Genomic DNA, 12,588 nt, shown 5'->3' on the forward strand with positions numbered 1-12,588 from the left:
AGAAAAAAGAAAGCGTAGCTATCTGTTAGTAAAGAGAGTATAAAATCACGTATTGCGTACTTGACTAGATAATTGAAGGAGTAACTAAGAAAAAAAGCAAAAAAAAGCTTCTCTCTGAATAAAATGAAGACTGCTTTTTTAAAAACTAGGTTTTTGATTTTGTTTATATTTATTGTGGTGTTTGTATTTTCGTTTGTTCCTTTGGAGATCTCGAGGAAGATAAACCGCTCGTAGTATGTCTTCTTCCAACTTTTTGAACCGAAGTAGCTTTTCCTTATCGTCCTTTTCAAGGACAATATCAATCAACTGGTCTTTCCACAAGCCAATTGCTATATTCTCATTGATCTTTTTCTTTGTTTCTTTCTGATTTAAATGACTCATCACATCTTGAACCATGTTATAAACAAGACTTTGAGCTAAAAAATCTTGATAGACACAAACTGGACTTTTACCTGAAACCTGTTCAATTTTCAATTTGTTTTTTACTGTCTGCCAGAGTTTTTCGATTGCCCAACGTTTTTTATAAAGTTCAAGAATTTCTTCTCTCGTAATTGTTGCTGGGAGATTCGTCATAAATACATTCATTTGACCATTTTCCAATGGTAGTTGAATCATACGGGTCATTATCCCCTTATTCGCCTCAAAGTCTTTTGCGAGTTCAGGCTCTACTCGTTTCATTGTTCTTAAACGTGAATACGTACAGGACAAAAAAACGGATGAATCAAGAGAGGTCAGTTGTGCCCGTTCCTTTTGATAAATCGTCGAAGGGATTCGAATCAAGTAGCTAAGTTTCTGTTTCTCAATAAAATGAATGAGATCCAGTGAGGGGTATCCGCGATCAAAAAGTACGAGCCGCGGAGCTTGAAAAGGAATTGACTCTGAGGAAAGAAGATTCTTTTTCGCTAAATTTTTTTCACCGACATGAAGCGAATCAATCTGGAGATCAATCAGGAAGGCATTGAACACATCCATTAAGCCACTCGTTTGTGCTCGTACAGATGTTTCACCAAATCGATTGCCATTTTGACTGAAAAACAGGCGATTTTCTTTCGAATTTGGCACTTCCATTCGACTACCGTCAATGGCAAAAACAAGATAATTATGCCAAGTTTTTGGTGTATCTTGTGTGTAAAAATGAGAAAGATACTGTAAGTTTAAAAATCGAAACGCTTCAGGGTTTACTTTCTTTCGTTGTGAAAGAAATGCTTGTTTGGATAATGTCATTACAGAGGACCCCTTTCGCTTTAAGTAGTGATAGACTTCCATGGTGGCCGTAAGGCCACGTTTGAAAAGAAACGAATAAATGACTTCATTTAAGGGGAATTTACGAGTACGAGTAAAACTGTTAGGAGAATCTGGGAATCGAGCAATTGAATGGAAATGAGAAGAAGTGAGTGAGTTAGAAATCAGATCGAATCGTTTGTGATAAGGAGCAGCCATTCGAATCACCTCTTTTCTTTTACTATAAAAGGTTCTGAGGAAAAAGAAAAGAGAAACTCTGCTATTTTTCAGAGTTTCTCTTAAGTTGACGATGTTACCAGGTAGGTACTTTTCATCATCTGTTCTGCTCAAAAGAGCAATCACAGTGATTCTAAGCAATAAGGCGGAAATTCCGAAAATTGTCCCATAAATTTTTGCGAATTTTCGACTTATTGTCGAAAAGCCTTGAAACACAGTGGTTTACCACTGATGTTGAGCGGACATCGACGCAGCTCGCTGCTAGTAGCTGCTTCTGGAACACTGTTTATTCGGTTTAAAAGGTCTGAGACATTAGTATGCCTCAGACCTTTTGAAACAATGCAACTATCTGTAAATGGATGGCTTAAATAATTTTACAGTGCTTGTTTAAGCAGTAATTAGTTGGGTTTATCAATGTTATAAATGAAAGTAATAGGTCTCATAATAAAGAGTAAGCGCTTTTTTTGTAAGAGCAATTGTTTTTTCATAAGAATCACGATATTGTGTTTTTATCACATAGAAACAGTTCTGATTGACGATCAGAAGTAAGGAGAGAACTGGATAAAATAGGGATTAAGCAGGTGGTTTTGATTGGCAGAATGATCTTGTTGGAATGAGGAAAAGGCTGACATGTTAAAAAATTCACAGTTTGATGTGGGCAAATGATCAGAATGGGATGCTTAGAAAATTTAAATTTAGGGAGGAATTAGTGTGGACTTTGAATGGAGTAATGAACAAATCATGATGAGACAATTATTTCGCGAATTCGCTGAAAGAGAAGTGAAACCGCTTGCTCATGAAATTGATGAAAATGAACGGTTCCCGGCTGAGACCGTCGCAAAGATGGCAAAGGCCGGGTTTATGGGAATCCCAATCGCGAAAGAGTTTGGTGGTGAAGGCGCAGACACACTGGCTTATGCCATCTGTGTGGAAGAATTGAGCCGTGCTTGTGCAACAACAGGTGTGATCGTTTCTGCGCATACCTCATTATGTGCAGAACCAATCAATAAGTATGGGAATGCCGCTCAGAAAGAAAAATACTTGATTCCTCTTGCTAAAGGGGAAAAGCTAGGGGCTTTTGGGTTAACTGAGCCCGGAGCAGGGACGGATTCTGCCGGGCAGCAAACGAAAGCTGTCTTAGCCGGAGATCATTATATTTTGAATGGGACAAAAATTTTTATTACAAATGGCGGTGTAGCAGATATCTACATTGTCTTTGCTATGACAGATAAATCGAAAGGGAATAGAGGAATCTCAGCATTTATCATTGAGAAGGATTTTCCAGGTTTCTCCATAGGGAAAAAAGAACAAAAAATGGGGATTCGTGGTTCTTCCACGACCGAACTGGTTTTTGAAAACTGTCTTGTTCCCAAAGAAAATCGTTTAAGACCGGAAGGAAAGGGCTTTGGTGTGGCAATGGGGACGTTAGACGGCGGTCGTATTGGAATTGCTGCACAAGCGTTGGGTATTGCTCAAGGTGCGTTGGATGAAACGGTGGCTTATGTGAAGGAACGGAAACAGTTTGGGAGGAATATCTCTGCCTTCCAGAACACGCAGTTCCAACTGGCAGATATGAAGGCACAGATCGAAGCTGCACGCCTATTGGTTTATAAAGCGGCTTACGCGAAGGAGCATCAAAAAGTATTTTCTGAAGAGGCAGCGATTGCTAAATTAGTTGCTTCAGAAACGGCAATGTCTGTAACGACGAAATGTGTGCAGCTCCATGGCGGATATGGCTATATTCGTGACTATCCGGTAGAGCGGATGATGCGAGATGCGAAGATCACCGAAATCTACGAAGGGACGAGCGAGGTGCAGCGAATGGTTATTGCCGGCGCACTGTTGCGATAAGACAGGAGGGAATGATTCGATGAATATTTTTGTATGTATAAAACAAGTACCAGATACAACCGAAGTAAAATTTGATCCTGAGACGGGTACGCTTATTAGAAAAGGTGTGCCGACAATTATTAATCCTGATGACAAAGCTGGTTTAGAAGCGGCGCTGCAAATCAAAGACCAGTGTGGTGGAACGGTGACTGCAATCTGTATGGGCCCTTTACAAGCAGATGTCGCACTGAGAGAAGCTATGGCAATGGGAGCTGATGAAGCCTATTTGATTTCGGATCGTTCTTTTGGTGGAGCAGATACGTATGCGACCAGTTGGACGATTGCTGCGGCTATTAAAAAAATTGGCAACTATGACCTGATCATCACAGGTCGCCAAGCGATCGATGGAGATACTGCGCAAGTTGGTCCGCAAATTGCGGAGCATCTAGGGCTAGTGAATATCAGTTATGCAGAAGATATTCAATTGGAGGAAGAGTCGATCATTGTGAAGCGTCAATACGAGGACCGCTATCATTTGATAAAAGCGAAATTACCTTGTCTGGTTACAGCACTCTCTGAGCTTAATGCGCCAAGATATATGACCCCAGGAGGGATTCTCGCTGCCTACGAAAAAGAAATTCAGATTTTGACAAAGGCAGATCTTGCGTTGCCGGATGAAGAAATCGGATTGAAAGGGTCAAAAACGCGTGTCTTCAAATCGTATGATAAAGAGGCAAAAGGTGCAGGGAAAGTGGTCGATCTTGATGTTCAGGAATCGGTTGATTGGCTGATCGATAAACTAGAAGCTAAATATATTATTTAAATCATCTGGAGGTGAAAAAATGGATAGCAAAGAGTACAAAGGTGTTCTAGTGTTTGTTGAACAAGTGGATGGAGAAATCGCCCGTGTCAGCTATGAGCTGCTTGGAGAAGCAAAAAAGCTGGCTACCACTTTAAATACAGAAGTGACGGCTGCCGTGTTGGGGGATCATTTAGAGGATGTAGTAAATAAGCTGGTGGATCATGGAGCAGATAAAGTCATCGTATTAGAAGATCCCGCCTTGGAAATTTACATGACAGAACCGTATACACAGGCCATGGCTGAAGTGGTAAATGAGTATACACCGGAGATTGTTTTGTATGGTGCTACGGCCATCGGGCGAGACTTGGCACCTAGAGTTGCGGCTAGAACTCATACGGGCTTAACAGCTGACTGTACGAGATTGGAGGTACAGGAAAAGACGAATAACTTGTTGATGACACGTCCGGCATTTGGCGGGAATGTCATGGCGACGATTCTTTGTCCACACCATCGTCCACAGATGGCAACAGTACGACCTGGGGTGATGCAGCAAGCAGAAAAGGCGACGAATCCAGACTGTCAGATAGTAAAATACACTGTTTCGAACTTGGAAAATCATAAAAATGTCGAAATTCTTGAAGTGATCAAGAAAGAAAATGAGCGGGTCGATATTATGGATGTCGATGTATTGGTTTCCGGAGGTCGTGGGATGGGCAGTGTTGATAACTTTAAAATGCTGGAAGAGTTGGCGGATGTTTTAGGGGGAACTGTTTCAGCCTCACGGGCGGCAGTTGATGCCGGTTGGGAAGAAAAGGATCGTCAGGTTGGTCAAACGGGGAAAACGGTACGTCCCAATCTGTATATTGCCAGCGGCATTTCCGGAGCGATCCAACACGTAGCCGGGATGGAAGAAAGTGATATCATTATCGCTATCAATAAGGATGAAACAGCACCTATTTTCGATGTGGCAGATTTCGGTGTCATAGGAGATGCGACAAAGCTCATCCCTATGCTGACAAAAAAAATCAAGACGAAGCGAGAAGAAAAGGATTAAGCAATAATTGAAAAGCAAACAATGAGGTTGGGACAGAAGTGCTAAGCTTCAAGCAATAAGATGGAATTCACGAAAATTGCTTCACAAATTTTTGTTGAATTTCAGCTTATTGTCGAAGGAGCTGCTTCTGTCTCACCGTTTATTCGTATTTAGGCATGCTAAAAGTCCGGGAATTTATTTATGTCTCGGACTCACTGTTTTTCCAAAAGTACTAACTGTAGATAAAGTGAGTTATGCAATGGAGCACCCATATACCAAGAAAATAACTATAATTATTTGCTGCTTTTTTGTTATAATTGACTAGAAGTTTTGTTGAGTCGTTGCAATGGTCGATTCTTTACATACGGAGAAGGGGTGCAATATGGTAAATGGTTTTTTGTGTACGAATATTTTCACTGCTAATGCGAAAGAGCTAATAACGTTTTATTCTGAAATACTTGAGATTCCTGTGTTGAGAACGGATGATGACGCATATAATGGTGTCTATCTTGGCTTTATAAAGGATGCGCCATCCATTTGTATTTGGGATGCAACCAAGTGGAACATCCCTGTTAGCGGAACCATGTCCTTCGTGTTTGAAAGCGACGATCTTGACACGACCTGTTTGGAATTAAAGGAGAAAGGACTTGTTTTTTCACCACCGGAGAAATTCGATTGGGGAACCTACGAACTCCGTCTAAAAGACCCGGATAATAACGAAGTAGTAATTGCAGAATATCTAAACAAGCCGACGAAGTAAATAGAAATAATTAAAATGAGTCGTGACTATCCATATAGGGGTCACGGCTCATTATATATTTATTTTGTTTACACATAAGCTGAAAGATACCATGGCATAGTTTTGTTTTTGCAGTTTATGCCTCTTTATTAACAGCGGTTGTTTTCTTTCTTGCCATAAACCAAAGAATAAGCAGTGCACCAATCAAAGCCATGACCATTGAGATGATTAGAGCTAGTGAATAAGAACCGCTGGCTTCTCGAATCTTGGAAGCGATTGATGGTCCCATAATGGAGGCGATACCGTAAGCGGTAAACATCCAACCGTAATTTGCAGCCGCTTTTGATGCGCCCCAGTTTTCCGCAGTGATTCCCGGGAAGGAGCCTAAAAAACCACCGAAGGATGAAGGAATGAAAATTAATCCGATGATCCCTGCAGCTGTTCCGAGACTTTCGTTAAAATTTAATAATAATAGCCCTGTTGCTGATACGATGAACATTAGCAACACTGTGACATACCGTCCCAATCTATCCGAAACAGCGCCCCAAATAATTCTTCCCAGTGTGTTCGATAATCCAACAATCATGACGATAACGGTCCCTGTTCCCAAAGAATAGTATTCAGCTAGACTGGCTGCATGACCAATAATCATCATACCGCTTGTTGCTGCAAAGGTATAAACAACCCAAAGCAGCCAAAAATTTGGTTCCTTCAACATTTGCTTATAGTTTTTATCATTTTCATTGGTAGTGACTGTTGCTGTACTGGCAGTTACAGGTGGCTTAGACATCCAGAATGAAGCGGTACATATGACAACTAATAAAATTCCCCCAAGTATTTTGAACGTTGTCTGAATGCCGATAGAATTGATCATGTTTGTTGCAATGGGTGCTAGAATGATCGCACCTGAACCAAATCCAGCTGCTGTCAGACCTCCGGCAAGCCCCTTTTTATCAGGAAACCATTTGACCGTCAAGGAAGTTGCTGTACCGTAGCCTGCGCCAATACCTAATCCTAAAATGAGACCATAAGTGAGATAAAGCATAGGAATACTGGTTGCAAAGCCTGTTGCGAACATGCCGAGACCAAAGAGCAAACCAGAGAGTAAAACGATTTTTTTCCCACCATGTTTATCAATAATTGGCCCACAGATAATCATGCCTACAGGAACCATTGCAAAGGAGATACTAAAAGCCAATGATGTTTGGCTCAAAACCCAGTTTGGATTGGCCTTTAGTAATGCGGCTTGAAAAACAGACCAGGCATATCCTGCCCCTAGTGACATATTGATGACGATTGCAGCAACCAAAATCGCCCATCTATTCTTACTTTTTTCCATTTTTTTCCCTCCAATCGTTTGTTGTGAAACGCTTTCAATAACAGTGTAGAAAGGAATGATTCCTATGTCCAACAACATAAATTAACAAAGGCTATAAATAAAAATTATATGGAACAGTTGAAACAGGAGTCAAAAGTCCGCTGTGCTTATGATTTGAGCATGCCTGAAACACGGATTTTTTTTGTGAAAGCTATTAAAACAATTAATACTATAAAGAAAGAAAGGCTCTTGTATGGGCCATTTGGTAGAAGGAATAATCAGGAATCGACGTTTCAACAGCTTGCCTTTTAGCTTGGAAAAGTGATACAGTCAAAGCGACATTATTAAGGGAGAGCACTGTCAGGAGCTTTTAGAAAATACCATGTATGGGAGGAAATGATCACAATGGACAAACTGCATTTTCATGATATGATGATTTATTGGCTAGATGGTGGCAATACGGCAATGGATGGAGGCGCGATGTTTGGCGTCGTACCGAAACCTCTTTGGACTAAAAAGTATCCTGCCAATGCAAACAATCAAATTGAATTACCCACAGATCCAATCCTGATTCAGTATCAAGGAAGGAATATCTTGATCGACAGCAGCGTGGGTACTGGAAAATTAACAGAGAAACAAAAGCGTAATTTTGGTGTTTGGTCTGAGCCTAGAATAAAGGAGAGCTTAGCGGAATTATCCTTAGTTCCAGAAGACATCGATACAATCTTGATGACTCATATGCATTTTGATCATGCTGGTGGGCTGACTAGCTATAATGAAAGTGGCGTACTGGTTTCGAGTTTCCCTCAAGCCCAAATTATTATCAACGATATCGAGTGGGAAGAAGCTAGAAATCCGACTATCCGATCAAAGAATACGTATTGGAAAGAAAATTGGGAAGCGGTGGAAAAACAGGTTGTGCCCTTTAAGGATCATTACGTTGCTCTTTCGGGGATTGAGCTGATTCATACTGGGGGTCATAGTAAGGGACACTGTATTGTACAATTGACACAAAAGGATGAACGAATTCTTCATATGGCTGACTTGATGCCTACACAGGCGCATCAAAATCCTTTGTGGGTACTAGCCTACGATGATTACCCAATGGATTCTATTTTTGCAAAAGAGCGATTGTTATTGGAAGCCTACGGAAAAGAAGTGAAATTTATTTTTTATCATGATGCCTATTATCGAATGATTCAATGGTCTTCGAATGGAAAAGATGTATTGGACTATCAGTTGCGAAGTAAGGAACCCTTTATTTCTAACCCGTTTTTACCGGTAGAATTAGAGCGTAAAGCAAGTGACAACTGAAGGGAAACACATGAGAATAGATGTGGGTATAAACATTTCGAATAAAAAAAATAAAACAATTGTGTGCTGTTTGGCTGTTTGGGCCAAAGAATAGTGCACAATTTTTTTAATCAAGGAAGTTAGCTTATCTGTTTACTCAGTTAGTTGATTATTAATTAACGAAGAACGAGCAGCTTCTTAGATGGACTTGTTTAAGAAATAAGAGAAAGGAATGACACGAAAGTAATCGCTAATTGAGAAAACAGTTATATTTTTTCGAAGTAAAAAATAATTTACCATCTATTAGCTGAACTAATAGATGGGATAAAATTACGTTAGTTTTCAAATCAATAAAAACGCTATATTATAATATTAGAAAGCGGTTACAAGATGATTGTTTTTAATTATGGATAAGTGGATCTAAGTGTCACAACAAAAAATAAAAAAATAGTCATTATGGAGGTGTGCATAAATTTTAACTTGTTGAGATGTCTATCAATAGAGGGATGCATCAATTGTTGCCGGGAGAGCGATACAAAAATACATGAAACAAGTATAGCCTCACAACGTGTGTGGAAGGGAACTATTCTGAAAAAAATAGATTAGTTTCAAAATTAAATAGATTTCTCTATTCTGATTCATTTATTGATATAATTATTAGTAATGAACAGCGGTTTTAGCCGCAAAGAAAGGCTATTGATTATTTGTAGAAACACCAAAGGTCACTCAGTCGCTCAGGATTGATCAGCTTCATTTGACTGTAACATACAGTTTACCGATCTGTTTATCTATAGGAAAAGACGAGGCATTAAGCTTAATAACAGTCAACTGAACTGAAAAAGCGAATGCATCGGCAATTCAAATAGGAGGTAAAAGAAGTTCTATCAATGGATATAGGATAGAGAATGTTGCAGTGTTGAATGTTGATGATCCAATACGCCACTATGGAGTCAAAGGCAACGATGATTCGAAAGGAGTCTTTTGATGGATATCACTCAGCTTAGTTACTTTATTAAAATAGTCGAAAGCGGATTTAATTTATCTTTGGCCGCTCGAAAAATTCATATTACTCAATCAGCTTTAAGTCAAATGATCACCAATTTTGAAGCAGAAGAAGAGCTGCTGTTGTTTGAAAGAAGAAATGGTCGCTTTGAACAGTTGACACCTAGCGGAAAATTATTATATGAGTATGCGTTGGAGATCGTATCGAAACATGAAGAAATGAAAACGATGATTCGTAGGGAATCTTTAAAGCAAAAGGGGACCATTCGAATTGGTATGCCCTCCGCAATTCTCAGGATGTATTTCTTGTCATTTTTACCTCAGTTTATTATGGAGCATCCAGAGCTTCAAATCGAAATCGTCGAAGGTGGTGCCAAGGAGCTAAAGAAAAAATTATTGGCTAATGATTTAGATTTGGCTGTTTTAGTTGACCCTGCTCGATTGGATCATAAATTGTTTGAAGAGCAAATCATTCAAATCGATGAATATGTCGCTTATGTAAAAAAAGGTCATCCTTTAGAAGCGAAAAAGCAGCTTGATTGGAAAGACCTGAAACCATTCTCGATAGGAACATTTCATGAAACGTATACGACGTATGATTTAGTAAAAGATAGATTGAGTGAACACATCAAAAATGCCAAAATCCAATTTACCGGTCAATCGTTGGAATACTTGTTGGATCTGACCGGACATTCCGATACAGTCATTATATTACAGCATGCGATGTGTCGCTTCGCGGACAAAGAAATGATCAGTAAAAGAGCGTTCAAAGATCCCTTGCAGTTTGTCTTGTTATTATGTCGGCCAGTCAAAAGCTTTTATAGTCACGAAGAGAATTTCCTGTATAACTCAATTCTAGAATTTTTTTATCAGCCTGTAGAGTAGAATTCTCATCTTTTATGAGACTAAAAAAGGAGATAAGCTTGTGGAAAATTCGTTGATGGAATATATCTGTTTTCTAAAGAAGAATGGGTTGGATGCGCAAGCCTCTGCATTTGATCAGTCAAAAGAAACACCGTTTGATTTGATCGAAGATTTAAGTGAAAGAGGCTTTATTGGTGTGGGGTTTCCGACAGCGATTGGGGGAGCCGGCGGAAATTTTGAGGATCATTTAGCCCTGATTCAAGAGCTATCAACTAGTTTTCCGGCACTTTCCAGCATTTTCTTAACGCAATCCAGCTTTGCCGTATGGCCTTTGTATCGGTTTGGGACGGAGAGTCAAAAGAAGACATACCTTGACCAGCTCATCAAAGGAGAAATCTGGGGATCATTTGCGCTAAATGAAGTGGGCTCAGGAAGTCAACTGTCTGAAATCAGAACAACGGCGATAGAACATGAAAACTATTGGTTGATCAATGGTGCCAAGGCGACAATCTCAAATGCGCCAATTTCAGAATTGTTCCTCGTCGCATCTAAAGTAGAACTGCTCAATGGCGAGAAAGGCTATGGGATTTTTCTCATTGAAAAAGAGACACCAGGATTGACGATCAGTCCTGCTCCAGAAGAGGTCGGGTTGCACGCGTTACCTGTTGCAGATATTCAGTTTAAAGAAATAAGAGTTCCTAAAGATAATATTCTTAGTGGCGATGTGGTAAGTGAAAAGCAAGTAGAGATGGTTTTTAATCGGATTCGGTTAGCGATCGCCGCACAGTCGATCGGGATTGCGCAAGGTGCTTTCACGAAGGGTTTGGAGTATGTTACAAAAGAACGAAAATTTGGGCTGCGTCTCATCAATTTACTGGAATGTCAGCGGGTTCTCTCTGAGACGGCAACAGACATCGAGGCGGCAGAATCCTATTTGAAAAATACAGATACGAATGAGTATACAGATACGATCCAAGTTGCGAAGATCAAGCTTTTTTGCACAGAGGCCTCGATCAAAACAACGGAGGCGCTGATGGCTATGACAGGTGGTTACGGCTATACGCGTAATAATCATATTGAACGGTTCTCAAGAGATGCACAGGTCACTGCCCTTTATGGAGGATCGGCTGATGCACAAAAATTTATTATTTCAAGAACTTGGCTGCAAAGTATCGAAAAAAATGGAAACGGGTGAATAGGCATGTCACTAACAAAACTATTAGGAATCAAATATCCTCTTTTTCAAGGAGCGATGGCTCAAATTTCACGCTATGAACTTGTCTCAGCTGTTTCGAATGCCGGTGGGCTTGGCATCATTGCTTCAGGTGCAATGGACAAGGAGACGCTGCGGTATCAGATACAAGCCTGTAAAGAATTGACCGATAAACCGTTCGGAGTCAATTTAATGATGATGATGGACAATATCGCTGAGCTTGTAGAAGTGGTTATAGACGAGCAGGTACCTGTTGTCACCACTGGAGCGGGGACACCAAAGGAACATGTGCCTAAATTGAAAGCGGCTGGGATAAAAGTCTTCCCCGTTATTGCGACGGTTGAACAAGCAAAAAAAATGGAAGCAATCGGAGTAGATGGTGTTGTTGCTGAAGGAACAGAAGCGGGCGGACACATTGGAGAAAGCGGCACTATGGCTCTCGTTTTACAGGTTGCTGAGGCAGTATCGATCCCTGTTATCGCAGCTGGCGGCATCGTAAATGGTCGCGGAATCGTTGCAAGCTTTGCTTTAGGAGCCCAAGGAGTTCAAGTAGGAACGAGATTTTTAGCCTCAGAAGAGGCACCTATTTCATTGAACTATAAGCAAGCAATCGTGGCAGCTCAAGATGATTCGACAATTGTAACAGGAAGGACGTCTAGAGCGCCAGTGCGAGTGATAAAAAATGACATGTCTAAGATGTATTTAGAGATGGAATACCACAAGGTTGCTCGTGATGCTTTAGAAAAGTTAACGATGGGTTCCTTACGGAAAGCAGTTGTGGACGGAGACATGGTGAATGGTTCTATCATGGCAGGACAAATTTCCGGAGCCGTCGACAGCATCAAGCCTGTGAAAGAAATCGTTGATCAAATGTTTTCAGAGGCTGAGGAAGTCATGAAAGAAATGCCAAAAATATTTTACTAAAATAAACGATTGAGGAAAGTCGAAATGGTCGTCTGTGGATGCTGGGATTATTTGAAGTTGCTTTCTATGAAAGCGCTTACATTTAGTGTGCGCTAAAATGAAGCCTTTGAAT

General features: G+C 40.4%; 10 protein-coding genes. 8 read left to right on the forward strand and 2 right to left on the reverse strand.

From position 1 onward, the window contains the following. Positions 1–138 precede the first annotated feature (138 nt). Positions 139–1,440 carry an IS4 family transposase gene (locus A5888_RS15070; RefSeq protein WP_086348706.1) on the reverse strand — a complete coding sequence of 434 codons (1,302 nt, stop codon included), beginning with the start codon at positions 1,438–1,440 and terminating at the stop codon, positions 139–141. A gap of 729 nt (positions 1,441–2,169) precedes the next feature. Here A5888_RS15070 and A5888_RS15075 point away from each other — a divergent pair. The 4 genes from A5888_RS15075 (at position 2,170) to A5888_RS15090 (ending at position 5,883) form a co-directional block, all read left to right on the forward strand. After that, positions 2,170–3,309, forward strand: a complete 1,140-nt coding sequence (locus tag A5888_RS15075) for an acyl-CoA dehydrogenase (protein WP_086348844.1) — start codon at positions 2,170–2,172, stop codon at positions 3,307–3,309. A gap of 19 nt (positions 3,310–3,328) precedes the next feature. Beyond that, entirely contained in the window at positions 3,329–4,111 is a 783-nt protein-coding gene (locus tag A5888_RS15080; RefSeq protein WP_086348845.1) for an electron transfer flavoprotein subunit beta/FixA family protein, read from the forward strand. A gap of 19 nt (positions 4,112–4,130) precedes the next feature. Continuing rightward, positions 4,131–5,144: an electron transfer flavoprotein subunit alpha/FixB family protein gene (locus A5888_RS15085; protein WP_086348846.1), complete on the forward strand. Its 1,014-nt coding sequence runs from the start codon at positions 4,131–4,133 to the stop codon at positions 5,142–5,144. A 361-nt stretch (positions 5,145–5,505) separates the two neighbouring features. Next, complete coding sequence (locus A5888_RS15090; RefSeq protein WP_086348847.1) at positions 5,506–5,883, forward strand: VOC family protein; 378 nt, start codon at positions 5,506–5,508, stop codon at positions 5,881–5,883. Between the two features lie 115 nt (positions 5,884–5,998). Here the strand turns inward: A5888_RS15090 and A5888_RS15095 are convergent, their stop codons facing one another. Further along, positions 5,999–7,201, reverse strand: coding sequence for an L-lactate MFS transporter (locus A5888_RS15095; RefSeq protein WP_086348848.1), 1,203 nt, complete (start codon positions 7,199–7,201; stop codon positions 5,999–6,001). Between the two features lie 384 nt (positions 7,202–7,585). Between A5888_RS15095 and A5888_RS15100 the strand changes: the two genes are divergently transcribed. The 4 genes from A5888_RS15100 to A5888_RS15115 all read left to right on the forward strand — a co-directional run bounded on the left by A5888_RS15100 (position 7,586) and on the right by A5888_RS15115 (position 12,476). Then, a complete protein-coding gene (locus tag A5888_RS15100; RefSeq protein ID WP_086348849.1) occupies positions 7,586–8,494 on the forward strand; it encodes a YtnP family quorum-quenching lactonase in 909 nt (302 codons plus the stop codon). Positions 8,495–9,457: 963 nt separating this feature from the next. Then, positions 9,458–10,360 carry a LysR family transcriptional regulator gene (locus tag A5888_RS15105; protein ID WP_086351128.1) on the forward strand — a complete coding sequence of 301 codons (903 nt, stop codon included), beginning with the start codon at positions 9,458–9,460 and terminating at the stop codon, positions 10,358–10,360. 40 nt (positions 10,361–10,400) lie between these two features. Then, complete coding sequence (locus tag A5888_RS15110; protein WP_086351127.1) at positions 10,401–11,534, forward strand: acyl-CoA dehydrogenase family protein; 1,134 nt, start codon at positions 10,401–10,403, stop codon at positions 11,532–11,534. A 6-nt stretch (positions 11,535–11,540) separates the two neighbouring features. Further along, positions 11,541–12,476 (forward strand): NAD(P)H-dependent flavin oxidoreductase, encoded by a 936-nt coding sequence (locus A5888_RS15115; protein ID WP_086351126.1) that lies wholly within the window; start codon positions 11,541–11,543, stop codon positions 12,474–12,476. Positions 12,477–12,588 lie beyond the last annotated feature (112 nt).

The sequence above is a fragment of the Enterococcus sp. 9E7_DIV0242 genome (genome assembly GCF_002140975.2).
Lineage (GTDB): Bacteria > Bacillota > Bacilli > Lactobacillales > Enterococcaceae > Enterococcus_L > Enterococcus_L clewellii.

Coding starts and splice junctions, on each gene's coding strand:
- A5888_RS15070 (WP_086348706.1), bottom strand. CDS start 1,440: ATGGCTGCTCCTTATCACAAACGATTCGATCTGATTTCTAACTCACTC.
- A5888_RS15080 (WP_086348845.1), top strand. CDS start 3,329: ATGAATATTTTTGTATGTATAAAACAAGTACCAGATACAACCGAAGTA.
- A5888_RS15085 (WP_086348846.1), top strand. CDS start 4,131: ATGGATAGCAAAGAGTACAAAGGTGTTCTAGTGTTTGTTGAACAAGTG.
- A5888_RS15090 (WP_086348847.1), top strand. CDS start 5,506: ATGGTAAATGGTTTTTTGTGTACGAATATTTTCACTGCTAATGCGAAA.
- A5888_RS15095 (WP_086348848.1), bottom strand. CDS start 7,201: ATGGAAAAAAGTAAGAATAGATGGGCGATTTTGGTTGCTGCAATCGTC.
- A5888_RS15100 (WP_086348849.1), top strand. CDS start 7,586: ATGGACAAACTGCATTTTCATGATATGATGATTTATTGGCTAGATGGT.
- A5888_RS15105 (WP_086351128.1), top strand. CDS start 9,458: ATGGATATCACTCAGCTTAGTTACTTTATTAAAATAGTCGAAAGCGGA.
- A5888_RS15115 (WP_086351126.1), top strand. CDS start 11,541: ATGTCACTAACAAAACTATTAGGAATCAAATATCCTCTTTTTCAAGGA.